General features: G+C 73.3%; 20 protein-coding genes and 1 other RNA gene. 18 read left to right on the plus strand and 3 right to left on the minus strand.

What is annotated here, in order from left to right:
- The first annotated feature begins 166 nt into the window (after positions 1-166).
- Entirely contained in the window at positions 167-910 is a 744-nt protein-coding gene (locus ABZ479_RS11160; protein WP_500461342.1) for a hypothetical protein, read from the plus strand.
- A gap of 157 nt (positions 911-1,067) precedes the next feature.
- Here the strand turns inward: ABZ479_RS11160 and ABZ479_RS11165 are convergent, their stop codons facing one another.
- Positions 1,068-1,259, minus strand: a complete 192-nt coding sequence (locus ABZ479_RS11165; RefSeq protein ID WP_499609638.1) for a hypothetical protein — start codon at positions 1,257-1,259, stop codon at positions 1,068-1,070.
- A gap of 275 nt (positions 1,260-1,534) precedes the next feature.
- Between ABZ479_RS11165 and ftsE the strand changes: the two genes are divergently transcribed.
- The 5 genes from ftsE (at position 1,535) to ssrA (ending at position 5,460) form a co-directional block, all read left to right on the plus strand.
- The gene (gene ftsE / locus ABZ479_RS11170) at positions 1,535-2,224 is read left to right on the plus strand and encodes a cell division ATP-binding protein FtsE (protein ID WP_018564091.1); all 690 of its coding nucleotides are present in this window, start codon (positions 1,535-1,537) and stop codon (positions 2,222-2,224) included.
- A 44-nt stretch (positions 2,225-2,268) separates the two neighbouring features.
- Positions 2,269-3,186 carry a permease-like cell division protein FtsX gene (ftsX, locus tag ABZ479_RS11175; RefSeq protein WP_018564090.1) on the plus strand — a complete coding sequence of 306 codons (918 nt, stop codon included), beginning with the start codon at positions 2,269-2,271 and terminating at the stop codon, positions 3,184-3,186.
- Positions 3,187-3,253: 67 nt separating this feature from the next.
- Positions 3,254-4,417: a S41 family peptidase gene (locus ABZ479_RS11180; RefSeq protein ID WP_500461343.1), complete on the plus strand. Its 1,164-nt coding sequence runs from the start codon at positions 3,254-3,256 to the stop codon at positions 4,415-4,417.
- Between the two features lie 54 nt (positions 4,418-4,471).
- Entirely contained in the window at positions 4,472-4,954 is a 483-nt protein-coding gene (gene smpB, locus ABZ479_RS11185; RefSeq protein ID WP_500461345.1) for an SsrA-binding protein SmpB, read from the plus strand.
- A 118-nt stretch (positions 4,955-5,072) separates the two neighbouring features.
- Positions 5,073-5,460: a transfer-messenger RNA gene (gene ssrA, locus ABZ479_RS11190) on the plus strand.
- Between the two features lie 141 nt (positions 5,461-5,601).
- Here ssrA and ABZ479_RS11195 read toward each other — a convergent pair.
- The gene (locus tag ABZ479_RS11195; RefSeq protein ID WP_500461346.1) at positions 5,602-6,858 is read right to left on the minus strand and encodes an MFS transporter; all 1,257 of its coding nucleotides are present in this window, start codon (positions 6,856-6,858) and stop codon (positions 5,602-5,604) included.
- Between the two features lie 98 nt (positions 6,859-6,956).
- On the opposite strand from ABZ479_RS11195, the gene ABZ479_RS11200 reads away from it, so the two are divergent.
- From ABZ479_RS11200 to ABZ479_RS11225, 6 genes are all read left to right on the plus strand, one after another.
- Positions 6,957-7,946 (plus strand): LysR family transcriptional regulator, encoded by a 990-nt coding sequence (locus ABZ479_RS11200; protein ID WP_500461347.1) that lies wholly within the window; start codon positions 6,957-6,959, stop codon positions 7,944-7,946.
- A 103-nt stretch (positions 7,947-8,049) separates the two neighbouring features.
- Positions 8,050-9,429, plus strand: a complete 1,380-nt coding sequence (locus ABZ479_RS11205) for a nitrate/nitrite transporter (protein WP_500461348.1) — start codon at positions 8,050-8,052, stop codon at positions 9,427-9,429.
- Positions 9,430-9,590: 161 nt separating this feature from the next.
- Entirely contained in the window at positions 9,591-10,736 is a 1,146-nt protein-coding gene (locus ABZ479_RS11210) for a uroporphyrinogen-III synthase (protein ID WP_500461349.1), read from the plus strand.
- Positions 10,737-11,556: 820 nt separating this feature from the next.
- Positions 11,557-13,830, plus strand: coding sequence for a HelD family protein (locus ABZ479_RS11215; protein ID WP_500461351.1), 2,274 nt, complete (start codon positions 11,557-11,559; stop codon positions 13,828-13,830).
- 356 nt (positions 13,831-14,186) lie between these two features.
- Complete coding sequence (locus ABZ479_RS11220) at positions 14,187-15,608, plus strand: NAD-dependent malic enzyme (protein ID WP_089225789.1); 1,422 nt, start codon at positions 14,187-14,189, stop codon at positions 15,606-15,608.
- Between the two features lie 198 nt (positions 15,609-15,806).
- Entirely contained in the window at positions 15,807-16,088 is a 282-nt protein-coding gene (locus ABZ479_RS11225; protein ID WP_018564081.1) for an HU family DNA-binding protein, read from the plus strand.
- Between the two features lie 81 nt (positions 16,089-16,169).
- Here the strand turns inward: ABZ479_RS11225 and murA are convergent, their stop codons facing one another.
- Entirely contained in the window at positions 16,170-17,504 is a 1,335-nt protein-coding gene (murA, locus tag ABZ479_RS11230) for a UDP-N-acetylglucosamine 1-carboxyvinyltransferase (RefSeq protein ID WP_500461352.1), read from the minus strand.
- A gap of 253 nt (positions 17,505-17,757) precedes the next feature.
- On the opposite strand from murA, the gene ABZ479_RS11235 reads away from it, so the two are divergent.
- From ABZ479_RS11235 to ABZ479_RS11260, 6 genes are all read left to right on the plus strand, one after another.
- Positions 17,758-18,336 (plus strand): YqgE/AlgH family protein, encoded by a 579-nt coding sequence (locus ABZ479_RS11235; protein WP_499609611.1) that lies wholly within the window; start codon positions 17,758-17,760, stop codon positions 18,334-18,336.
- Between the two features lie 11 nt (positions 18,337-18,347).
- Positions 18,348-18,629 (plus strand): DUF3039 domain-containing protein, encoded by a 282-nt coding sequence (locus tag ABZ479_RS11240; RefSeq protein WP_500461353.1) that lies wholly within the window; start codon positions 18,348-18,350, stop codon positions 18,627-18,629.
- Positions 18,630-18,696: 67 nt separating this feature from the next.
- Entirely contained in the window at positions 18,697-19,860 is a 1,164-nt protein-coding gene (locus tag ABZ479_RS11245; protein ID WP_500461355.1) for a hypothetical protein, read from the plus strand.
- A gap of 95 nt (positions 19,861-19,955) precedes the next feature.
- Entirely contained in the window at positions 19,956-21,587 is a 1,632-nt protein-coding gene (locus ABZ479_RS11250) for a beta-N-acetylhexosaminidase (protein ID WP_500461357.1), read from the plus strand.
- A gap of 261 nt (positions 21,588-21,848) precedes the next feature.
- Complete coding sequence (locus ABZ479_RS11255) at positions 21,849-22,742, plus strand: FAD binding domain-containing protein (RefSeq protein WP_499609604.1); 894 nt, start codon at positions 21,849-21,851, stop codon at positions 22,740-22,742.
- On the plus strand, positions 22,739-24,088 hold the full coding sequence (locus ABZ479_RS11260) for a (2Fe-2S)-binding protein (protein ID WP_500461359.1): 1,350 nt from the start codon (positions 22,739-22,741) through the stop codon (positions 24,086-24,088). Before ABZ479_RS11255 ends, ABZ479_RS11260 begins: the two co-directional genes overlap by 4 nt.
- Positions 24,089-24,127: the final 39 nt, after the last annotated feature.

The raw sequence follows: 24,127 nt of genomic DNA on the forward strand, positions 1-24,127 counted from the left end.
AAATCTGGGAATCGTGATGCGCGGCATGCGTATGACTGGGGCGTGAGCGAACGGGGGCGAGCGCGGCCGGTGGCTCAGGCCCCGGCCTTGAACGTGCACCGCCCCGCAGGACGCTCCCCCTGTGACGCTGCTCCACTGACGAGAAGCTACTGGGGGTAGTTGCCAGATGAGCATGAAGAACACACGGCTGCGGGTGGCGCGTATAGCCGCCGCCGCGGTGATCGCGGGCGGTGCCTCGCTGACGGCCGCCGGCGCCGCACAGGCCGTCGGCCTGGACATCGGCCTGAACGCCGGCGAGGCCCAGGTCGGCGTCAGCGTCAACCTCGGTGACGACGAGAACGACATCTCGGGTGTCGACGGCGGTCCGACGGACGAGCCGACGAACCCGACCGACCCGACGGACGAGCCCACGGACCCGACGGACCCGACGGACGAGCCCACGAATCCGACGGACCCGACGGACGAGCCCACGAATCCGACGGACCCGACGGACGAGCCGACGAACCCGACCGACCCGACGGACGAGCCGACGAATCCGACGGACCCGACGGACGAGCCGACGAATCCGACGGACCCGACCGACGAGCCCACCAACCCGGGCGAGCCGACCAACCCCGGCGGTGACGACGGCGGCAACGGGAACGGCGGCAACGGCGCCGGCGGCTCGGACGGGGACGGCACGACCTGCACCCTCGACGGGGACAGCGTGACCTGCGCCGACAACACCAACACCGACAACGCCGGCAGCAGCGAGGTCGTCACCCAGGGTGACACCACGGAGGAGCTGGCCGAGACCGGTGCCGGCGACAGCCTGTTCCTGCTGGTCGGTGCCGCCACGATGATCGCGGGCGGTGTCGGCTTCCGCCTGATGCCGCGCCTGGTCGGCGGCGGCCGCAACACCGCCGTCTGAGGTCCACGCCCGGACGCCGGCGAGCACACGGGCCCGCACCGCATGCGCCGCATGCGGCGCGGGCCCGCGCCCGTCCACTGGAGGCCCGGGGAACGCCACAGGGGCCCGCAGCGCCGTGCGCCGCGGGCCCCCGTGTTCGCCGTATGTGTACGCCGCGCTACGCGGCGGCCTCGTGCACCACCCACACCACCGCGAGCAGCGCCACCAGCAGCGCGATCAGAGCCGCCGGGGAGATGGCCGCGAAGGGGTTCTCCTGCTGCATGCGGGCGCGGTGGGCGCGGCAGACCGCACAGCGGCCCTCGCTGACGGGGCCGGCGCAGTTGGCGCACACCAGTCGGTCGACTGTCATGCCGTGGCCTCCTCCCAGGCGGCCCTACGGCCGCTCCATGAACAACGCGCGACAGGGGCGGTACGTTCCCGAGCCCCCCGACCACTGTGCCAGTTCCCGGGGCACTCGGCGCGCCCCGCGCGATTCCCGCGACTCCGAAGAGTGACCCATGTGGCCAATGCCTGCTTTGTCCCCCGGTGGTCGGTGAATAAACCCGTCATCCCGGACCGCGGACTGCGCGGGTCGCGGCCGTTCGCGTAAGGTCGCCTCCGATCCCCTGTATCCGGAGTGCGACCGTGATCCGATTCGACAACGTCACCAAGACCTACCCCCGGCAGAACCGTCCCGCACTTCGGGACGTGTCGCTGGAAATCGAGAAGGGTGAATTCGTCTTCCTGGTGGGCTCCTCCGGCTCCGGGAAGTCGACCTTCCTGCGGCTGATCCTGCGAGAGGAGCGGACGGACACCGGCATGGTGCACGTCCTCGGCAAGGACCTCGCGCGGCTGTCCAACTGGAAGGTGCCGCAGATGCGCCGCCAGCTGGGCACCGTCTTCCAGGACTTCCGCCTGCTGCCCAACAAGACGGTCGCGGAGAACGTGGCGTTCGCCCTCGAGGTGATCGGCAAGCCGCGCGGCACCATCCGCAAGACGGTCCCCGAGGTGCTGGACCTCGTCGGCCTCGGCGGCAAGGAGGACCGCATGCCGGGCGAGCTCTCCGGTGGTGAGCAGCAGCGCGTGGCGATCGCCCGGGCGTTCGTCAACCGCCCGATGCTGCTGATCGCGGACGAGCCCACGGGAAACCTCGACCCGCAGACCTCCGTGGGCATCATGCGGCTGCTGGACCGCATCAACCGCACCGGCACCACCGTGGTGATGGCCACCCACGACCAGAACATCGTCGACCAGATGCGCAAGCGCGTCATCGAGCTCGAGAAGGGGCGACTGGTCCGCGACCAGTCCCGCGGCGTCTACGGCTACCAGCACTGAGCCTGGGCCCCGCCCTGCACACCGCAGCCTTCTGAAAGGACAACATGCGCGCCCAGTTCGTGCTCTCGGAGATCGGCGTCGGCCTCCGGCGCAACCTCACCATGACCTTCGCGGTCATCGTCTCCGTGGCCCTCTCGCTCGCGCTCGCCGGCGGCTCGTGGCTCGCCCGCGAGCAGGTCGACTCCATGAAGGGGTACTGGTACGACAAGGTCCAGGTGTCGATCTTCCTCTGCAACAAGAACGACGCCAAGACCGACCCCAACTGCACCAAGGGTGCCGTCACCGAGGAGCAGAAGCAGGACGTCGAGAAGCAGCTCAAGGCGCTGCCGCTGGTGGACAAGTACTTCCACGAGAGCGCGGAGGACGCCTACAAGCACTACAAGGAGCAGTTCTCCGACTCGCCGCTGGCCGACTCGCTCACCCCGGACCAGATGCAGGAGTCGTTCCGGGTCAAGCTCAAGGACCCGACGAAGTTCCAGGTCGTCGCGAGCGCCTTCCAGGGCCGCCCCGGCGTCCAGGAGGTGCAGGACCAGAAGGCCCTGCTGGACAATCTGTTCGGGCTGCTCAACGGCATGACGCTGGCCGCGCTCGTGGTGCTGGCGTTCATGCTCGCGGTGGCGATGATGCTGATCGTCAACACGGTGCGCGTGTCGGCCTTCAGCCGGCGCCGCGAGACCGGGATCATGCGGCTGGTCGGTGCGTCCAGCTTCTACATCCAGATGCCGTTCATCATGGAGGCCGCGTTCGCCGGTCTGGTCGGCGGTGGCCTGGCGTGTCTGATGCTCCTCGTCGGCCGCTACTTCCTGATCGACCACGGCCTGTCGCTCCAGACCAAGGTGCCGCTGATCAACTTCCTCGGGTGGGGCGAGGTGGCCCAGGTGCTGCCGCTGGTGCTGGTGGTGGGCATGCTGATGCCCGCGCTGGCGGCCCTGATCGCGCTGCGCAAATACCTCAAGGTCTGATGTGCGCCAAGGGCGCTGTACGGCCAACTTTCCGTACAGCGCCCCCTTCTCGCCTAGACTGCCCGACGTGCTGAGCCACTGTCCGCCCGGGAGACCACGCCGGCTGTGCCGCGCCGCGGCGCTGACGCTGGTCTTCGGCGCGGTCCTGGCGACCGGCGCGGCGACGGGCTCCTTCGGGGACCTCGGCGGGGACCGGCGGACGCCGCCGCACTCCCGCATCCCGGCCGGCACGGTCGCCGACACCGACGAGATCGCCGAGGCGATCGCGGAGGGCAAGGTCGGCCCGCAGGCCGCGGAGGCCCTGGTCAGCCGGAGCGGCGACCGCTGGTCATCCTTCTACACGGCCCAGGAGTACGAGGGCTTCCAGCAGTCCCTGGACGGCCGGTACGTGGGGGTCGGCCTGTGGGTGCGGCGCACCGAGGACGGCCGCATCGGCATCGACCGCGTCCAGTCCGGCAGCCCCGCGGCCCGGGCCGGCGTGCACGCCGGGGACCGGCTGACGAGCATCGACGGCACCGAGGTCACCGGCCGTCCCGTCACCGAGGTGGTCGCCCGGCTGCGCGGTTCCGACGCGGCCGGCACGCCGGTCGCGCTGGGCCTGCGGCGCGGCACGCGTTCCTGGGAGGTCTCCCCGCGGCGCGCCCTGCTGCCGACGGAGTCCGTACGGGTGCGGCACGTCCCAGGCGGCGCCACCGTCGTCACGGTGGACGCCTTCACCAAGGGCGTCGCCGAGCAGGTCCGTACCGCCCTGGCCGGCCGGCCGGGGCACGAGGGCATACTCCTGGACCTGCGCGGCAACTCCGGCGGCCTGGTCACCGAGGCCGTCGGGGTGGCCTCCGCGCTCCTGGACGGCGGCCTGGTCGCCACGTACGACGTCCACGGCAGGCAGCAGGCGCTGTACGCCGACGACGCCGGTGACACCGAGACCCCGCTCGTCGTGCTCGTCGACGGCGGCACGATGAGCGCGGCCGAACTGCTCGCCGGTGCCCTCCAGGACCGCGGCCGTGCCGTCGTCGTGGGCTCCCGCACCTTCGGCAAGGGCTCGGTGCAGATGCCCAGCCGGCTGTCGGACGGCTCGGTGGCCGAGCTCACCGTCGGCCACTACCGGCTGCCGGCGGGCCGCCGGGTGGACGGCCGCGGGATCGAGCCCGACCTTGCGGTCGCCGGGGGCGAGGACGCCGAGTCCGAGGCGCTCGACGTGCTGGACGGCCTGGGCGCGCCGGCCCGCTGACCGGCGCGCAAACCGGTACCCCAGGCCGCGCCGAGGTGCGAGAATGGCCGCGCTATGGCAAAGGAAACGGGTCGCAAGCTGATCGCGCAGAACAAGAAGGCGCGGCACGACTACCACATCCTCGACACCTACGAGGCGGGCCTGGTGCTCACCGGCACCGAGGTGAAGTCGCTGCGCCAGGGACGCGCCTCCCTGGTCGACGGCTTCGGCCAGCTCGACGACGGCGAGGCGTGGCTGCACAACGTGCACATCCCCGAGTACACCCAGGGGACGTGGACGAACCACTCGGCGCGGCGCAAGCGCAAAATGCTGCTGCACCGTGCGGAGATCGAGAAGCTCTTCCAGAAGTCGCAGGAGACCGGTCACACGATCGTGCCGCTCGCCCTGTACTTCAAGGACGGCCGGGCGAAGGTCGAGATCGCGCTGGCCAAGGGCAAGAAGGAGTACGACAAGCGGCAGACCCTGCGCGAGCAGCAGGACCGCCGCGAGACCGACCGGGCCATCTCGGCGGCGCGCCGCCGGCAGCGCGGGGAGTGAGCGCGGGCCCGCGCCGCCCGCGCGGGAATGCGCTGGCCACCGTGCGCGTTGGTCACGTACGATGGCACCAGCACCACCGGACGGTGACCGCCCGGTGAGCAGTTTGAAAAATCAACATGGGGATGATCGGTTTCGACTGGGGATGTCGAAGCAGGGGAAGCGAGCCGAGGAAGCGGCAATGATCTCGTAAACCATATGCCGAAAACAATAATCGCCAATAACAAGAGCGATTCCTCCGCCTTCGCGCTCGCTGCCTAATTAGCAGCTAGCCGAAGACTCCGCGGAGTGTCAGCCCGGGGCTGTTCCCGACCCGGATCCTGGCATCAGCTAGGGGACTAAACCACTGGGCCCGGCCACGGGGCTCGGTGGGAAACCAAACAGTGGCTGGGCCCGTCGGCGGCTTGTCCGCGTGACTGCCGGGGCCGAGAAAAGCACAGCGGACTGCGCTCGGAGAAGCCCTGGTTCCGCACCACAGGACGCGGGTTCGATTCCCGCCATCTCCACTGACCCAACGGAAGGCGATGCCTGCCGCGCACTGCGCGGGAGGCATCGCCTTCCGTCGTTTCCGGGTGGGTCCGGGGCGGGAAGCGGCGGGGCGTCACACGGGGCACCGGTCTTCCGCACAGCCCGAGGTGCCACCGACGACGTCAGGCCCGGTGCCGGGCCGCCCGCAGGGAGACCGCCGCGACGAGTGCGGCGGTGGCCGCGGCGAGCGCCGGTATCGCGTACGCCGTCACCGCGTCCCGGTGCTCCACGACGGACCCCGCGGCGAAGGAGCCGGAGGCGATGCCGCCCAGCAGGGCCGTGACGGCGAGCGTCATCCCCTCGTTGAGGCGGCCCGGCGGGACCCGCCGCTGGATCAGGGCCATCCCGTTGATCATCGTGGGCGCGGTGGCCATGCCCGCCAGCAGCAGCGCGGGGGCCAGCAGCCACAGGCCGCCGAGGGCCGCCGCGGGCAGCGGGCCGAGCATGAGGACGGCCATCAGCGCGACGCTCGCGGCGAAGCGGCCGCCGGCGGTGCCCCGGGGGCGGCGCAGCCCGTACAGCAGGCCCGCCGCGCAGGAACCCGCCGCCTGGAGGGCGAGCACCGCCCCGGCGGCGCCGCGGTGACCGCGGGCGTCGGCGAAGGCGATCGTGGTGACCTCCAGGGCGCCGAAGACGGCGCCCGTCGCCAGGAACGTCAGCAGCACCGCCGGCACCGCGGCCCGCCCCGCCCCGGCCGGCGCCCCCTCGCTCCGCCGCGGCACGGGCGGCGGCTCGGTGCCGCGCTGCGCGGCATCGCTCCGCCGCGGCACGGGCGGCGGCTCGGTGCCGCGCTGCGCGGCGAAGAGCAGGATGCCGGTGAAGAGCAGCAGCGCGCCCGTCAGCGTGGCGGCCTCGGGGAACAGCGCGGTGCACAGGAAGGCCGCGAGGACCGGGCCGAGCATGAAGCAGACCTCGTCCGCGGCCTGTTCGAAGGAGTTGGCCACGTGCCGGGCCCGCTCGTCGTCCCGGTACAGGTGCGCCCAGCGGGCCCGCGCCATGCCCCCGGTGTTCGGCGTCGTCGCGGTGGCGGCGTAGGCGGCGAACAGCGTCCAGGCCGGGGCGTGCAGCCGTACGCACACCACCAGCGCGAGCGAGCCCAGCGCCGCGAGCCCCGCGGCCGGCACGGCCACCCGGGCCTGGCCGTGCCGGTCGGTCAGGCGGGCGGTCCAGGGAGCCACCACCGCCGTCGCGGCGAGCCCGGTGGCGGTGACCGCCCCGGCCAGCGCGTACGAGCCGTACCCGGCGGCGATCATGACGACCGCGCCGACCCCGAACATCCCCATCGGGAGCCGGGCCAGGAGGTTCCCGGCGGTGAAGGCCCGGGTGCCGGGCAGGGAGAAGAGCCGCCGGTAGGGGGCGGCGAGGGCGCTCGCGGTCATGCGACCACCCTCGCTGGACGCGCCGGACGCGGTCCAACACCTGATCAGGAGCCATTGACGCGTACCGGTTGTGAATGGCCGGCGTGTTCAATGGGCGGATGCCGTACGCCATCGACCCGCGCCTGCTGAGGGCCTTCACCGCCGTCGCGGAGGAACTGCACTTCACCCAGGCCGCCGCCCGCCTCCACGTCGCGCAGCAGGCGCTGAGCCGGGACGTCCGGCGCCTGGAGCGCGAACTGCGCGCCGAGTTGTTCGTGCGTACGACCCGCTCGGTGCGGCTGACCACCGAGGGGGAGACGCTGCTGCCGTACGCCCGGCGCGTGCTCGCCGCCCACGACGAACTGGCCGCCGCCTTCGCACCCGCCGGCCGCCCGCTGCTCGTCGACACCGGCGCGCCCGTGGGCACCGGCCACCGGGTGCTGACCGCCGCGCGGGCCGACGCGCCCGAGCTCGAACTGACCGCGCGCTTCCACAGCGGGCTCACCGGCGCCGCCGCGGAGATCCTCGCCGGCCGCCTTGACGTCTCCTTCGGCCGCGCGGCGGGCCTGGCCCCCGAGGTGCTGGACCGGCTGGAGCACCGGCCGGTCCGCTACGAGCGGATGGCCGTCCTGCTCCCCGGCGGCCACCGGCTGGCCCCGCTCGCCGAGGTGCCGCTCGACCGCCTCGCCGGGGAGTCCCTCTACGCCGCCGCCGGCAACCCGGACACCGCCGAGTGGACGGACCTCGCCCACCGCCTCTTCCGGGGCCGCGGCATCTCCGTGGCCGCGCCCTTCCCCGCCATCGACGGCCCGGAGGAGTTCGTCCGCCTCGTGCGCAAGCACCGCTGGCCCGTCCTGGCCAGCACCGAGTTCATCGACCTGCCCGGCTTCGTCCTGCGCCCCCTCACCGGCCCCGTACCGCTCGCGCCGGTCTCCGTGGTGTGGCGCCGCGGGTTGCGCCACCCGGGGCTGGACGCCCTGCTCTCCGCCGCGCGCCGGCTCGCCGGCGAGGGCGACTGGCTCACCCCGCCGGACGGCGCGTGGCTGCCGGAGCCGGACGCCCGCGTCATGGCGCCCCCGGCGCTCACAGGGCACCCGCGCACCGGGTGAGAGCAAGGTTGCGTGGCGGTCACCTCGGGCCATCAGGCGGAAACGCGCCGTTCCTACCGTCGTGGGCATCACCCGACGAGCGACATCAGGGCCTGGAGGCGTCATGACTGCCGCGAGCACCACAGCACGCAAGGGCGGCCGCTGGATCGAGCGGTGGGACCCGGAGGACGAGGCGTCCTGGGAGGCCGGCGGCCGCCGGGTCGCGCACCGGAACCTGCTCTTCTCCGTGCTGTCCGAGCACGTGGGCTTCTCGGTCTGGACGCTGTGGTCGGTCATGGTGCTCTTCATGGGCCCGGAGTACGGCATCGACCCCGCCGGGAAGTTCTTCCTGGTCGCGACGGCCACGGCGGTCGGCTCGGTGGTCCGCGTCCCGTACACCTTCGCCGTCGCGCGCTTCGGCGGCCGCAACTGGACCGTCGTCAGCGCGCTCATGCTGCTGCTGCCGACGACCGCCGCCGCGGTCGTCATGGAGCCCGGCACCTCCTACGGCACCTTCCTCGCCGTCGCCGCGCTGACCGGGGTCGGCGGTGGCAACTTCGCCTCCTCCATGACCAACATCAACTCCTTCTTCCCGCTGCGGCGGAAGGGCTGGGCGCTCGGCATCAACGCCGGCGGCGGCAACATCGGCGTGCCCGTCGTCCAGTTGGTCGGCCTGCTCGTCATCGGCACGGCGGGCGCCGGCCATCCGCGGCTGCTGCTTGCCGTCTACATCCCGCTCGTCGTGGTCGCCGCCACGCTCGCGGCCCTGTTCATGGACAACCTGGCGCCCGTACGGAACGACACCGGGGCGGCCGCCCTGGCGGTGAAGGACGGCCACACCTGGATCATGTCCCTGCTCTACGTCGGCACCTTCGGCTCCTTCATCGGCTACAGCTTCGCCTTCGGGCTCGTCCTGCAGAGCCAGTTCGACCGCACCCCGCTGCAGGCCGCCGCCGTCACCTTCGTCGGCCCGCTGCTCGGCTCGCTGTTCCGCCCGGTCGGCGGACGGCTCGCCGACGCCTACGGCGGCGCCCGGATCACCCTGTGGAACTTCCTGGCGATGGCGGCCGCCACCGCCGTGATCGTCCTCGCCTCGGCCCAGAGGTCCCTGGTGCTGTTCTCCGTCGCCTTCGTCGCCCTGTTCCTGCTGACCGGCCTCGGCAACGGCTCGACGTACAAGATGATCCCGGGCATCTACGCCGCCAAGGCCGCCGCCATGGGCCTGACCGGCGAGTCCGCGGCCTCCTGGGCCCGCCGGCTGTCCGGCGCCGCGATGGGCCTGATCGGCGCCGTCGGCGCGCTCGGCGGCCTCGGCATCAACCTCGCCTTCCGGCAGTCCTTCCTCAGCCGGGGCACCGGCACCCCGGCCTTCGTCACCTTCCTGGCCGTGTACGCGGTCTGTTTCGCGGTCACCTGGGCCGTATACCTGCGCAGGCCCGCCCCGGCCCCCGCCCCGGCCGCCGGGGCGGAACCGGAGCAGCGTCTGTCCTACGCGCAGGTGTAGCCCGGGCGAACCGTGTAACAACGGGGAAATACCGGTGAACCCGGAACGTCACCGGGGCTTGGCAGCATGCGCGGAACGGGGCGCACGACTCCGGGACCCGGGACGGTCCCGGGCCTCCGTTGCACGTGTACCTCCGGCGGAGCGAGGCAAGAGCCATGCAAGTGCGACACGCAGACGTCCTCCCCCTGGCGGGCTTCACGGTCGGCGTCACCGCGGCCCGCCGCGCCGACGAACTCTGCGCCCTCCTCGAGCGGCGCGGAGCCGTCGTCATGCGGGCCCCCGCGCTGCGGATCGTCCCGCTGCCCGACGACACCGAACTGCTGGCGGCGACCAAGCGGCTGCTCGACCGCGGGCCCGACGTCGTGGTCGCCACCACGGCGATCGGCTTCCGCGGCTGGATCGAGGCGGCCGACGGCTGGGGCCTCGGCGAGACCCTGCTGGAACGGCTGCGCCACGTCGAACTGCTCGCCCGCGGCCCCAAGGTGCGCGGTGCGGTCCGCGCGGCCGGGCTCAGGGAGTCCTGGTCACCGGCGTCCGAGTCGATGGCGGAGGTCCTGGACCGGCTGCTGGACGAGGGCGTCGCCGGCCGGCGCGTCGTCGTCCAGCTGCACGGGGAGCCGGTGCCCGGCTTCATGGAGGCGCTGCGCGCGGCCGGCGCGGAGGTCGTCGGCGTCCCCGTCTACCGCTGGATGCCGCCGGAGGACCTCGGCCCGGTCGACCGGCTCATCGACGCGGCCGTCTCGCGCGGGCTGGACGCGGTCACGTTCACCAGCGCCCCGGCGGCGGCCTCCCTGCTGGACCGGGCCGAACGCCGGGGCCTGCGCGGCGAGCTGCTCGACGCCCTGCGCCACGACGTCCTCCCGGCCTGCGTGGGACCCGTCACGGCGCTGCCCCTGGAGGCCCACGACGTCCCGACCGCCCAGCCCGAACGCTTCCGCCTCGGGCCGCTCGTCCAGCTGCTCGCCGCGGAGCTCCCGGGGCGGGCGCGTCCCCTGCCCGTGGCCGGCCGGCGCCTGGAGATCCGCGGCCACGCGGCCCTTGTCGACGGGGAGCTGCGCGCCGTCCCCCCGGCGGGGATGGCCCTGCTCAGGGCCCTCGCCCGGCGTCCCGGGTGGGTGGTCTCCCGGGCCGACCTGCTCCGGGTGCTGCCGGGGGCGGGGCGCGACGAGCACGCGGTCGAGACGGCGATGGCGCGGCTCCGGGCGGCGCTCGGGGCGCCGAAACTCATCCAGACGGTGGTCAAGCGGGGTTATCGGCTGGCCCTGGATCCGGCCGCGGACGAGAAGTACGGCCCCGCTGCGGGGTGACGTTCCGGGCGCGGGCGGGTCGGGTGGGTGCGGGTTCGTCTCGCGCCCTGCGGGCGCAAAGATGCTGGCTGCGGGTGGGAGGGTGGCGGGCCGGGGCCGGTCGGCAGTCTGCTGCCCGGTGGGTGGCTGGGGTTCAGGCGCCGGAGCGGGGTGGGTTGTTCGTCTGGTGCCGGTCTCGTTGCCGTCCGCGGGTGCAGATGGCCGGTGACCACGCCCACTGTTCGTGGGTGGCGCGCCCGCCGTAACCGGCGTCTGCGGGTGCTTCCCCGATCCGACATCGGGCTCTGTTCCGACGACTATTCCGCTGAAAGCGGGCCCGATCTCGCCCGGCTCAAAGATCGGGCTCTGTTTCGACGTCCATACCGTCGAAAGCGGGCCCGATCTCCCGCCGACCGCCCGGGCAGCACCCCGAAATATCCGCAGACGGTTACGGCGGGCGCGCCCACCGCCTGGAGTAGGCGTGGCAACCGGCCATCTATACCCGCTGACGGCAACGAGACCGACACCGCCGGAAAGGCGACCCGCTCCGGCGCCTGAACCCCCGTCACGCACCCACCCGCACACTGCCGACAAGCCCCGGACCCTCACCCTCCCCGCCGCAGCCCGCCGCTGTGCGCCCGAAGGGCGCGAGACGGCGGGACAGCCGGAACCCGGCGCACAGCCCCGCCCCCACGCCGGGACCGCGGCCGCGGAGCCGTGCCCGGAGGCGGTCGCCGAGTGGGCGGCAAACGCCTGGTTGGCGTACGGTGACAGGCTGCCCCGTTCGCCGGGGCGGCGCGCACGGCGCGTGACGTACGGAAGAACAAGAAGGGGGTCCTGCGTGGCAGCGGTCCGGGACACGGAGATCGCAGTCGAGCAGACGCATCTGGACCGGGTGTACGACCGGCTCGAGGAGAAGATCCACGAGGCGGAGTTCCTCATGGACGACGCCGTCAAGCGCGGTCAGGTCGGCACGCCGGGCGCGCTCGCGGAGCGCGACGCCCAGGTGTTCCGGGCGGGGCTGCACCTGAACCGGCTGAACTCGGAGTTCGAGGACTTCCTCTTCGGCCGGATCGACCTGCTGCGGGGCGAGGACGGCAAGAAGGGCCCGGACGGTGCGTTCACCTCCGTGGAGCCCGCGGACGACGCGATCCGGCCCGACGGCACGGCGGAGGTGGCCGAGACCCTGCACATCGGCCGGCTCGGCGTGCTGGACGCGGACTACGCGCCGCTGGTGATCGACTGGCGGGCCCCCGCGGCGGCGCCGTTCTACCGGGCGACCCCGGTGGCGCCCGGCCGGGTCGTGCGGCGGCGCGTCATCCGCTCCAAGGGCCGCAAGGTGCTGGGCGTCGAGGACGACCTGCTGCGCCCGGAGCTGACGACGGGGCTGCCCGTGGTGGGCGACGGCGCGCTGATGGCCGCGCTGGGCCAGGCGCGCAGCCACACGATGCGGGACATCGTCTCCAGCATCCAGGCCGAGCAGGACGTGGTGATCCGGGCCCCCGCGGCCTCCGTCACCGAGGTGACGGGCGGGCCCGGCACCGGGAAGACGGCGGTGGCCCTGCACCGGGCGGCGTACCTGCTCTACCAGGACCGGCGCCGGTACGCGGGCGGGATCCTGGTGGTCAGCCCGACGCCGCTGCTGGTGGCGTACACCGAGGGCGTGCTGCCCTCGCTGGGCGAGGAGGGCCAGGTCGCGATCCGCGCCGTGGGCTCGCTGGTGGACGGCGCCGAGGCGACCACGTACGACGATCCGGCGGTCGCCCGGATCAAGGGCTCGCTGCGGATGCTGAGGGTGCTGCGCAAGGCCGCCCGCGGGGTGCTGGAGTACGGGACCGGGGCGGGGCGCTGCCCGGACCGGCTGCGGGTGGTGGCGTTCGGGCGGCGGCTGGAACTGGAGGCCGAGGAGCTGTCGGCGATCCGGCACGCCGTGCTCGGCGGCACGACCCCGGTGAACCTGCTGCGGCCGCGGGCCCGTCGTCTGCTGCTGGACGCGCTGTGGCGCAAGGCGGGACGCCGCTTCGACGACCCCGAGCTCGCCGCCGAGGAGCGGCAGGGCTTCGACGAGGACGTCTCCACCGAGCAGGACTTCGTGGACTTCCTGGCCGCCTGGTGGCCGGTGCTGACCCCGCGCGGGGTGCTGGCGGCGCTCTCCGACGAGAAGCGGCTGGGGCGCTGGGCGCGGCGGGTCCTGACACCGCCCGAGGTACGCCGGGTGGCGCGCTCGCTGCGCCGGCTGGACGCGGCGGGCAACGGGGCGCTGTCCGTGCACGACGTGGCGATGCTCGACGAGCTGGAGGCCCTGCTGGGCCCGCCGCCGAAGGTGCGCAGCCGTGAGGCGGACCCGCTGGACCAGCTGACCGGTCTGGAGGAGGTCACCACCTTCGCCGACCGGATGGCGGGCGGCCGCCGCAGCCGGCAGGACCGGCTGGACGCCGAGCGCACCGAGTACGCGCACGTCATCGTCGACGAGGCGCAGGACCTCACCCCGATGCAGTGGCGGATGGTGGGCCGCCGGGGCCGTGCCGCGACCTGGACGGTGGTCGGCGACCCCGCGCAGAGTTCGTGGACCGACCCGGACGAGGCGGCCTTGGCCCGTGACGAGGCCCTGGGCAACCGTCCGCGCCGCCGTTTCACGCTCACCGTGAACTACCGCAACCCGGCCGAGATCGCGGACCTGGCGGCGAAGGTGCTGGCGCTGGCCATGCCGGGCAGCGAGGCGCCGCGCGCGGTGCGCTCCACGGGGCTGGTGCCCCGGTTCGTGGTGGCCGCCGACGGGGGTCCCGGCGAGTCGGTGCGCGCGGAGGCGGAACGGCTGCTGGGCGAGGTCGAGGGCACGGTGGGCGTGGTCGTCGCCATGGGCCGCCGCGAGGAGGCCCGGCGCTGGCTGGCGGGGCTGGGCGAGCGCGTCGTGGCGCTGGGCAGCCTGGAGGCCAAGGGCCTGGAGTACGACGCGACGCTGGTCGTCTCGCCGGCGGAGATCGCGGACGAGTCCCCGGCGGGGCTGCGGGTGCTGTACGTGGCGCTGACCCGGGCCACCCAGCGGCTGACGGTGCTCTCGAGCGGGCGCGACCTGCCGGACGCCGCCGGCGTCCCCGACCTGCTGCGCGACTGACCGTCACCGGGAACGACGACGGGGCGCCCCCTCGAGAGGGGGCGCCCCGCCGGACGCATGTGACACCGACCCGCCATGCTCGCCTCGCGGCAAGTGGGCGCTCGAAGCGCCTAAGGTTGGGCCCGGGGGCTTGGATCGAGCCGGTGCCTCACCCAGGTTAACAAAGGATCCGAGATTGTCATTCCGTCCGTGTGCGCCGTTCCGGTGGCGGCTGGGGGAACATTAAGCACACAAGCTTCCGTTGACACCCATCGCTGCTCGACAGTTTGTCGTAGGCCCCCCGGGTTTACGCGTACCCACCAGTAGGTGGCAGCATCGAGGGCGCACGTAGCAGCGACAGCGGAGGAACAGCGGCCATGGCAACGGCGCCGAGCGTCTCGTACTCAATCACGGTGCGGCTGGAGGTGCCCGCGAGCGGATCCGCGGTCAGCCAGCTCACCACGGCCGTGGAGGCCTCCGGTGGCGCGGTCCACGGCCTGGACGTGACCGCTTCCGGCCACGAGAAGCTGCGGATCGACGTGACCATCGCGGCCACCTCGACCGCGCACGCGGACGAGATCGTCGCCAAGTTGGCGCAGATCGAGGGCGTCGCGATCGGCAAGGTCTCCGACCGTACGTTCCTGATGCACCTCGGCGGCAAGATCGAGATGGCGTCGAAGCACCCCATCCGCAACCGTGACGACCTCTCCATGGTCTACACCCCCGGTGTGGCGCGGGTCTGCATGGCGATCGCCAAGAACCCCGAGGACGCCCGCCGGCTGACCATCAAGCGCAACAGCGTCGCGGTGGTCACCGACGGCTCGGCCGTGCTGGGCCTCGGCAACATCGGGCCGAAGGCCGCGCTGCCGGTCATGGAGGGCAAGGCGGCGCTCTTCAAGCGCTTCGCGGGCATCGACGCCTGGCCGATCTGCCTGGACACCCAGGACACCGACGCGATCGTGGAGATCGTCAAGGCGATCGCCCCCGGCTTCGCCGGCATCAACCTGGAGGACATCTCGGCGCCCCGCTGCTTCGAGATCGAGGCCCGGCTGCGCGAGGCCCTGGACATCCCGGTCTTCCACGACGACCAGCACGGTACGGCCATCGTGGTGCTCGCGGCGCTGACCAACGCGCTGCGCGTGGTCGGCAAGCAGGTCGGTGACGTCAAGGTCGTCATGTCGGGCGCGGGCGCGGCCGGCACGGCCATCCTCAAGCTGCTGCTCGCGGCGGGCGTCAAGCACGCGGTCGTGGCCGACATCCACGGTGTCGTGCACAGCGGCCGCGAGGACCTGGTCGCGGCCGGTCCCGGGTCGGCACTGCGCTGGATCGCCGACAACACCAACCCGGAGGAGATCACCGGGACCCTGAAGGAGGCGGTGCGCGGAGCGGACGTCTTCATCGGCGTCTCCGCCCCCAACGTCCTGGACGGCGAGGACGTCGCGGCCATGGCCGACGGCGCCATCGTCTTCGCGCTGGCCAACCCCGACCCCGAGGTGGACCCGGCGGTCGCCCGGGAGACCGCCGCGGTGGTCGCCACGGGCCGCAGCGACTTCCCGAACCAGATCAACAACGTGCTGGTCTTCCCGGGCGTCTTCCGCGGCCTGCTGGACGCCCAGAGCCGTACGGTCAACACCGAGATGATGCTCGCGGCGGCCACCGCCCTCGCGGACGTCGTCACGGAGGACGAACTCAACCCGAACTACATCATCCCGAGCGTCTTCAACGACAAGGTCGCGGGCGCCGTCGCCGGCGCCGTCCGCGAGGCGGCGAAGGCGCAGGGTCTCACGGCGACGTCGTGACGACGGAGCGTCATCGGGCCGTACACGACCCGCTTTTTGTGTGACTCTCCCGGGTGCCGGATTGGCGTTTCCCCCAGAAATAGGGGCAGGATGCGTACCTGGGCGGTGAGGGCCGCACCGCAGAAGCGCGATGAGCGTCTTCACAATGCGTCTTCCCCGACGGTCGACGTTGGGGGTTTCCATGCAAGGAGTACTTAGATGAACCGCAGTGAGCTGGTGGCCGCGCTGTCCGAGCGCGCCGAGGTGACCCGCAAGGACGCCGACGCCGTTCTGGCCGCGTTCGCCGAGGTCGTTGGCGAGATCGTCGCCAAGGGCGACGAGAAGGTCACCATCCCCGGCTTCCTCACCTTCGAGCGCAGCCACCGTGCCGCGCGCACCGCGCGCAACCCGCAGACCGGTGACCCGATCCAGATCCCGGCCGGCTACAGCGTGAAGGTCTCCGCGGGCTCGAAGCTCAAGGAAGCCGCCAAGGGCAAGTAATTCCGCGATCGACGCGACATGTGAAAGGGCGGCCTCCCCGCGGGGAGGCCGCCCTTTCGTGTGCCGTGCGGCGGGGGACGGTCAGTCCGTGCCGGGCAGCTCGACCTTGGCGCCGAGCTTCTCCAGCTTCTGCATGAAGTTCTCGTAGCCGCGGTTGATCAGGTCGATGCCGTGCACCCGCGAGGTGCCCTGCGCGGCCAGGGCCGCGATCAGGTACGAGAAGCCGCCGCGCAGGTCCGGGATGACCAGGTCGGCGCCCTGCAGCCGGGTCGGGCCGCTGACGACCGCCGAATGGAGGAAGTTGCGCTGGCCGAAGCGGCAGGGGGTGCCGCCCAGGCACTCGCGGTAGAGCTGGATGTGGGCACCCATCTGGTTGAGCGCCGAGGTGAAGCCCAGCCGGGACTCGTAGACCGTCTCGTGGACGATGGACAGGCCCGAGGCCTGCGTGAGGGCCACGACCAGGGGCTGCTGCCAGTCGGTCTGGAAACCGGGGTGGACGTCCGTCTCCAGGGCGATGGCGTTGAGCGGGCCGCCGGGGTGCCAGAAGCGGATGCCGTCGTCGTCGACCTCGAACGCGCCGCCGACCTTGCGGAAGACGTTGAGGAAGGTCATCATCTCGCGCTGGCTGGCGCCGCGGACGTAGACGTTGCCCTCGGTGGCCAGGGCCGCGCAGGCCCACGAGGCGGCCTCCAGGCGGTCCGGGAGGGCGCGGTGGTTGTAGCCGCCGAGCTTGTCCACGCCGGTGATGTGGATGGTGCGGTTGGTGCCCATCGTGATGATGGCGCCCATCTTCTGCAGGACGCAGATGAGGTCCTCGATCTCCGGCTCGATCGCGGCGTTGCTCAGCTCGGTGACGCCCTCGGCCAGGACGGCCGTCAGCAGCACCTGCTCGGTCGCGCCGACCGACGGGTACGGGAGCTCGATCTTGCAGCCGCGCAGCCGCTGCGGGGCCTCCAGGTACTGGCCCTCGGGGCGCTTCTCGATGACCGCGCCGAACTTGCGCAGCACGTCGAAGTGGAAGTCGATCGGCCTGCCGCCGATGTCGCAGCCGCCCAGGCCCGGGATGAAGGCGTGGCCGAGGCGGTGCAGCAGCGGGCCGCAGAACAGGATCGGGATCCGTGAGGAGCCCGCGTGCGCGTCGATGTCCGCGACGTTCGCGCTCTCCACCTTGGACGGGTCGAGCACCAGTTCCCCGGGCTCGTCACCGGTCTGCACCGTCACGCCGTGCAACTGCAGCAGGCCCCGCACCACGCGCACGTCACGGATGTCGGGCACGTTGCGCAGCCGGCTGGGTTCGCCTCCCAGCAGCGCGGCCACCATCGCCTTGGGCACGAGGTTCTTCGCGCCGCGGACGTGGATCTCCCCCTCGAGGGGGGTGCCACCGTGAACAAGCAGTACGTCCTTGAGGCCGGTCATAGCTCTCGCGTTCCTGGAGACGGGCAGAAATGAAGCTCGGTCCCCGCAGGCACCAAGGAGAAATGGTAATCGGCCTTCCGGCGCCCGGAAGAGGCCTGTGAGGTCCCACTCATGTAATGGCTTCGCTACAGCACCCTGTGCGCCCGCCCGGTTCCGGAGGGTGGCCGCCCCCGCGGCCCGGGCGCGGCCCCCGGGCCGGGAAAGGGGGTCGTTGCCACCCCGCGCGGCGGCGGAATGCGGGATTATGTTGACCATGACCGAAGTGTCATCGCTCACCGGCAGACTGCTCGTCGCGACGCCCGCGCTCGCGGACCCGAACTTCGACCGGGCGGTGGTGCTCCTCCTCGACCACGACGAGGAGGGGTCGCTCGGCGTCGTCCTCAACCGTCCGACGCCCGTCGGGGTCGGCGACGTCCTGGAGTCCTGGGCCGGTCTTGCGGGCGCGCCGCAGGTCGTCTTCCAGGGCGGGCCCGTCTCCCTGGACTCGGCCCTCGGCCTGGCCGTGGTGCCCGGTGAGCCGCGCAACGGCGAGGACGCGGAGCCGCTCGGCTGGCGCCGGGTGTTCGGCGCCATCGGCCTGGTGGACCTGGAGGCGCCGCCGGAGCTCCTGGCGGCCGAGCTGGGCTCCCTGCGCATCTTCGCCGGCTACGCCGGATGGGGGCCCGGCCAACTGGAGGACGAGCTCGTCGAGGGTGCCTGGTACGTCGTGGAGTCCGAACCGGGGGACGTCTTCTCCCCGGACCCGGAACAGCTGTGGCGCTCCGTGCTGCGCAGGCAGCGCAGCGAACTCGCGATGGTCGCGACGTATCCGGACGATCCGTCTCTGAATTAGGCTTGCGTGCCATGAGCACTCTCGAGCCCGAGCGCGGGGCGGGCACCGGCACCCTCGTCGAACCGACCCCGCAGGTGTCGAACGGCGATGGCGACCACGAGCGCTTCGCGCACTACGTCCAGAAGGACAAGATCATGGAGAGCGCGCTCTCCGGGTCTCCGGTGGTCGCGCTGTGCGGGAAGGTCTGGGTGCCCGGCCGGGACCCCAAGAAGTACCCGGTCTGCCCGATGTGCAAGGAGATCTTCGAATCCATGCCCACCGGTGGCGGGGACAAGGACAAGGGCGGCAAGTAGCGGCCGCCACGGCACCCGGCGGGTACGGCCGCGGCACCGCGGCCGTACCCCGCGCGTTCGGGGGGACATGGCGCAGGACGACGCCGTCACGGCGGACCGGGTCTTCGGGCTGTGCGAGCGGGGGCGCTTCGAGATGGCGCACTCGCTCGTCGACGACGCCTTCGTCGCCCGCAACGGCAGTTTCGGCTACCTCGTACGGGCCAGGGTCTTCGCGTACGAGCAGCGGGCCGACCGGGCCCGGGAAGCCGTCGACTGGGCGCTGGCCCACGCGGAGCCCGGCGACCCCGATCCGCCGCTGCTGGCCGGGCTCGTCCTGCTGATGCTCGGTGACGCGCACGCGGCCCTCGGGCTCGGGCGGCGGGTCGTCGCCGCCGATCCCCGCGAGTGGCGCGCGCAGGTGCTGGTCGCCGACTCCTGCCGGATGCTCTCCCGCCGTCCCGAGGCGGTCGCCGCCGCCCGGCGGGCGGTCCTGATCGCACCCCGCGAGGCCGAGGCGCACGTCGCGCTCGCACGGGCGCTGGACCTCTCGCTCCGCCCGGCCGCCCGGGCCGAGCGCCGTACGGCCGTCGCACGGGCCCTGGAGCTCGGCGCCGCACCCTCCGACGTGGCGGGAGGGCGCCGGTGGCCGCGGTTCGTGCCGGCGCTGCTGGTGGCCGCGCTGGTGCTGTTCGCCGACCCGTGGGTGCTGGCGGGCGGGACGGCCGCCCTGGCGGCCCTGGCGGGCGCGCTGTGGCTGCTGCAGGCCCGCCGCTCCGGCAGCACCGGCCGGGGGCGTCTGCAGGCCGTACGCGCCCTGGCGAGGGCCGAGCTGCACGGGGACCCGGCCCGCGCCCGGGCCGCCGCCCTGACCGCCGGGGCGCTCCTGCCCGTGCTGCCGTTCGCCGCCACCGGTCTGGCGGCCGCCTCCGCCGCCGACGGGACGCCGTGGCCGCTTCCGGCCGTCCTGGGCGTCGCGGCGGGCGCGGTCGTGGTGCTGCTCGCCGCCGCCCGCGCGGTGCGCTGGTGGTACGGCGACGCCTTCCTGCAGCGACACTTCCTGCCCGGCCGGCACGCCGTGCTCCAACTGACCGCCGTCGTCGCCCTCATCGGCACCGTCGTGGCCCTCTCGGTGGCGGGCGCGACCTCCACGGCGCTGTGGTCCGCGGTGACCGTGGCGTACGTCCTGTGGTGCGTCGCCGGCATGCTGATCCCCGTCCTCGCGCTGAACAGGGCGCGCCGGGCGGCCGGCTGAGGGCCGGCTGAGGGCGGGACTCCGGCCGGACACCGGCCGGAAAGATGCGGCGATTGGTCTATTCCAGTTGCCGCGGGCGCGGCAGGATGGGCGCCATGGACCTCATCCCGGCGCCCGTCGAGGCGCACCGGCACGGCGACGGCGGTCATGTGGACCTGGGCGCCGGCACCACCCTGGACGCCGGTCCCGGCACCGAGGGGACCGCGCACTGGCTGCGTGCCACCGTCGGCGCCGCCACCGGGCTCCGGCTGCCCCCGCCGCCCGCGGGCACGCCCGGCACGATCACGCTCCGCGTGGACCCGCGGGTGACCGGGCGCCTCGGCGCGGAGGGCCACCGCGTGACGGTGTCCGCCGCGGACGGCGTGCTCATCGAAGGCGGGGGAGCGGCGGGGGTGTTCTGGGGCGCCCAGACCGTACGGCAGTTGCTCGGCGCCGACGCCTTCCGGCGCGCGCCGCTGCCGGGAAGCGCCTGGCGGCTGCCGCACTGCTCCGTCGAGGACGCCCCGCGCTTCGGCTGGCGCGGCGTACTGCTGGACGTGGCACGGCACTTCATGCCCAAGGACGTCGTCCTGCGCTACGTCGACCTGCTGGCCGCGCACAAACTGAACGTCCTCCACCTGCACCTGACCGACGACCAGGGCTGGCGGGTGGAGATCCGCCGCCACCCGCGCCTGACCGAGGTCGGCGCCTGGCGCACCCGCACGAAGGTCGGACTGCGCGAGTCCCCGCTGTGGGACGAGCGCCCGCACGGTGGTTACTACACCCAGGACGACCTCCGCGAGATCGTGGCGTACGCGGCGGAACGGCACGTCACCGTCGTGCCCGAGATCGACGTCCCCGGCCACTCGCAGGCCGCCATCGCCGCCTACCCGGAACTCGGCAACGCGGACGTGGTCGACACCGGCGCCCTGCCCGTGCTGACCGGCTGGGGCATCAACCCCAACGTGCTGGCGCCCACCGAGGCCACCGTGCGCTTCTACGAGGAGGTCCTCGCCGAGGTCCTGGAGGTCTTCCCCTCGGAGTTCGTCCACATCGGCGGCGACGAGTGCCCCAAGGACCAGTGGCGCGCCTCGGCCACCGTCCAGGCCCGGATCAAGGAGCTGGGGCTGCGCGACGAGGACGAGTTGCAGAGCTGGTTCGTCCGGCACTTCGACGCCTGGCTGGCCGCACGCGGCCGCCGGCTGATCGGCTGGGACGAGATCCTGGAGGGCGGACTGGCCGAGGGCGCCGCCGTCTCCTCCTGGCGCGGGTACGCGGGCGGCGTCGCGGCGGCCCGGGCGGGGCACGACGTCGTGATGTGCCCGGAGAGCCAGGTCTACCTGGACTGGCGGCAGTCGGACGGCGAGGACGAGCCGGTGCCGATCGCGCACGTGCGCACCCTGGAGGACGTCTACCGCTTCGAGCCCGTCCCGGACGACCTCACCGCCGAGGAGGCCGCCCACGTCATCGGCGCGCAGGCCAACATCTGGACGGAGACGATGGATTCGGTCCGCGCGGTGGACTACATGGCCTTCCCGCGGCTCGCCGCCTTCGCCGAGACGGTCTGGAGCCGGCTGCCCGCGCCCGCGGCCCGCGACCACGAGGGCTTCGCGGCCCGAATGACCACCCACTACGGGCGACTTGACGCACTGGGGGTCGAATACCGGCCGCCGGGCGGTCCGCGGCCGTGGCAGCGGCGTCCGGGCGTCATCGGACGCCCGATCGAGGGGCCGCCCCCGATCGTGTGAGGCATGCCACAACCCGGGGCCGGGCGAGGCGGGAGATGGCAGGGTGGTGTGGCCAATCACGGCAAGGCGCGTGAAGGAGGCCATTCCCATCGCAACCTGGAGAAAGACGCAAACCGGACGTAGGTCCATCCGGAAGGCGGGCTCTCCTTTGCGACCCTCGCGTTGATCACCCCGGAAGATGTGCCAGAGTTGCCACGTCCGGGCTGTCAGCACGTACCGTACGGCTACCGCACCGCGGACAGCCGGGGAAGGGGCAGCTGCGTGAGCACGTACGCACGGCAGGCAGCGCGCAATGTGGCGTTGCCGACCTCGCTCGACGAGGCCGTGGCGGCATTGGCCGCCGCGCCCACCGCCGTGCCCGTCGCCGGAGGCACCGACCTCATGGCGGCCGTGAACTCCGGGCTGCTGCGTCCCTCGGGGCTGGTCGGTCTCGGGCGGATCAGCGAGATCCGCGGCTGGCAGTACGCGGACGGTGCGGCGCTGCTCGGCGCCGGCCTCACCCACGCCCGCATGGGCCGCCCGGACTTCGCCGCGCTCATCCCCGCCCTGGCCGCGGCCGCCCGCGCCGCCGGGCCCCCGCAGATCCGCAACGCGGGCACGCTCGGCGGCAACATCGCGAGCGCCGCCCCGACCGGCGACTCGCTGCCCGTGCTGGCCGCCCTGGAGGCGTCCGTCCTCGTCGCCGGCCCGGACGGCAACCGCGAGCTGCCGGTCAGCCACCTGCTCACCGGCATGGACCCGCTGCGGCCGGGCGAGGTCCTGGCTTATGTGCGGGTCCCGTTGCTGCACGCGCCGCAGACCTTCCTCAAGGCCACCGGCCGCACCGGGCCCGGCCGCGCGATCGCGTCCCTGGCCGTCGTGCTCGATCCCGCGCGCCGGGGCGTACGCTGCGCGGTGGGAGCTGTCGCACCGGTGCCGCTGCGGCCGCTCGAGGCCGAACGCTGGGTCGCCGGGCTGATCGACTGGGACGGCGAGCGCACGCTGGCACCGGAGGCCCTGACGGCCTTCGGCGAGTACGTCGCCGCCGCCTGCATCCCCGACCCGCTGCCGGCCGCGGACGGGACCACGGCCCCCGAACTGCCCCCCGCAGCCGTCCAGCTGCGGCGTACGGTGGCCGCACTGGCCCGCCGCGCGCTGGGGAGGGCACTGGCATGAGTGACGACGTGTACGACGACAGGACACCGGACGGGCGCATGACCGACCAGCCGCACGAGGGGCCCCCCGTGCCGCACGGCGGGGGATTCACCCCGGGACACGGGGTGTGGGAGCCCCTGCCCCACGGCGAGTACGACCCCGACCAGACCATGCACGTCTCCTTCGCGGCGCAGTTGTCCATGACCGAGCCGGGCGCCGACCCGCTCGCCGCCCCGGGCCACGGCTACGCGCCCGAGCCGCCCTCCCTGCCGATGCCGCCCGCCCACGTCGAGGCGCCCGCCGTCCCGTCAGCCGAGGACGCGGCGACCACGTGGGCGATCCCCGTGGTGCGCGAGGACGCCACCGCCGACGACTCCGGCGAGTACTCGGTGGGCGCCTTCGTGCCCACCCCCGCCCCCGACCCGGCGCAGTCCTGGCACGCCCCCGCCGCCCCGCAGGCACCCCCGGTGCCGCACGCGGGGCCGGCCGACGGCGGCTGGTCGCTGCCCGCGGACGCCACCGGCCAGTGGAAGCTGCCGCTCGCCCCGGACGGCGTCGCCGAGGAGTCCGGCGAGTACCGCTTCCCGCCCGCGCCGGACCACGCCCAGGACCACGGCGCCGACCTGGCGCAGGACCACGGCGCGGACCCTGCCCAGGACCACGGCGCGGACCTCGCCCAGGACTTCGGCGCCGACCTCGCCCAGGACCACGGCGCGGACCCCGCGGAGCAGGAGCCGCCGGCCCCCGAGGAGGCGGCCGGGGAGACCGGTGAAGGGCCCGGCGCGGACGCGCACAGCGAGCACCCGGTCGACTCCTACGTCCTCAACGTCAACGGCACCGACCGGCCCGTCACGGACGCCTGGCTCGGCGAGTCCCTGCTGTACGTGCTGCGCGAGCGCCTCGGCCTCGCCGGCGCCAAGGACGGCTGCGAGCAGGGCGAGTGCGGCGCGTGTTCGATCAAGGTCGACGGCCGGCTCGTCGCCTCCTGCCTGGTGCCCGCGGCGACCGCCGCGGGCAGCGACATCCGCACCGTCGAGGGGCTGTCCGCCGACGGCGGCCCCTCGGACGTACAGCGTGCGCTCGCCGAGTGCGGGGCCGTGCAGTGCGGTTTCTGCATCCCCGGCATGGCGATGACCGTGCACGACCTGCTCGAGGGCAACCACAGCCCGACCGAGCTGGAGACCCGGCAGGCCATCAGCGGCAACCTCTGCCGCTGCTCCGGCTACCAGGGCGTCCTGGAGGCCGTCCGCCAGGTCGTGGCCGAGCGCGAGGAGACCGCCGAGGCCGCCGCGGACGACACCGCAGGCGACCCCACCGACGGCATCCGCGTCCCGCACCCGCGCCCCTCCTCCGGAGGCCCGGCGTGAGCACCCCGAACCTCCCGAACCGGCACCACCTCCCCCCTC

This window comes from Streptomyces sp. NPDC005722, assembly GCF_040630935.1.
In the GTDB taxonomy this organism is placed as follows: domain Bacteria; phylum Actinomycetota; class Actinomycetes; order Streptomycetales; family Streptomycetaceae; genus Actinacidiphila.

What these genes read in the sequence shown, in the direction of transcription:
- ABZ479_RS11160 (WP_500461342.1), top strand. Translation starts at nt 167, where the DNA reads ATGAGCATGAAGAACACACGGCTGCGGGTGGCGCGTATAGCCGCCGCC.
- ABZ479_RS11165 (WP_499609638.1), bottom strand. Translation starts at nt 1,259, where the DNA reads ATGACAGTCGACCGACTGGTGTGCGCCAACTGCGCCGGCCCCGTCAGC.
- ftsX (WP_018564090.1), top strand. Translation starts at nt 2,269, where the DNA reads ATGCGCGCCCAGTTCGTGCTCTCGGAGATCGGCGTCGGCCTCCGGCGC.
- smpB (WP_500461345.1), top strand. Translation starts at nt 4,472, where the DNA reads ATGGCAAAGGAAACGGGTCGCAAGCTGATCGCGCAGAACAAGAAGGCG.
- ABZ479_RS11195 (WP_500461346.1), bottom strand. Translation starts at nt 6,858, where the DNA reads ATGACCGCGAGCGCCCTCGCCGCCCCCTACCGGCGGCTCTTCTCCCTG.
- ABZ479_RS11200 (WP_500461347.1), top strand. Translation starts at nt 6,957, where the DNA reads ATGCCGTACGCCATCGACCCGCGCCTGCTGAGGGCCTTCACCGCCGTC.
- ABZ479_RS11205 (WP_500461348.1), top strand. Translation starts at nt 8,050, where the DNA reads ATGACTGCCGCGAGCACCACAGCACGCAAGGGCGGCCGCTGGATCGAG.
- ABZ479_RS11220 (WP_089225789.1), top strand. Translation starts at nt 14,187, where the DNA reads ATGGCAACGGCGCCGAGCGTCTCGTACTCAATCACGGTGCGGCTGGAG.
- ABZ479_RS11225 (WP_018564081.1), top strand. Translation starts at nt 15,807, where the DNA reads ATGAACCGCAGTGAGCTGGTGGCCGCGCTGTCCGAGCGCGCCGAGGTG.
- murA (WP_500461352.1), bottom strand. Translation starts at nt 17,504, where the DNA reads ATGACCGGCCTCAAGGACGTACTGCTTGTTCACGGTGGCACCCCCCTC.
- ABZ479_RS11235 (WP_499609611.1), top strand. Translation starts at nt 17,758, where the DNA reads ATGACCGAAGTGTCATCGCTCACCGGCAGACTGCTCGTCGCGACGCCC.
- ABZ479_RS11240 (WP_500461353.1), top strand. Translation starts at nt 18,348, where the DNA reads ATGAGCACTCTCGAGCCCGAGCGCGGGGCGGGCACCGGCACCCTCGTC.
- ABZ479_RS11245 (WP_500461355.1), top strand. Translation starts at nt 18,697, where the DNA reads ATGGCGCAGGACGACGCCGTCACGGCGGACCGGGTCTTCGGGCTGTGC.
- ABZ479_RS11250 (WP_500461357.1), top strand. Translation starts at nt 19,956, where the DNA reads ATGGACCTCATCCCGGCGCCCGTCGAGGCGCACCGGCACGGCGACGGC.
- ABZ479_RS11260 (WP_500461359.1), top strand. Translation starts at nt 22,739, where the DNA reads ATGAGTGACGACGTGTACGACGACAGGACACCGGACGGGCGCATGACC.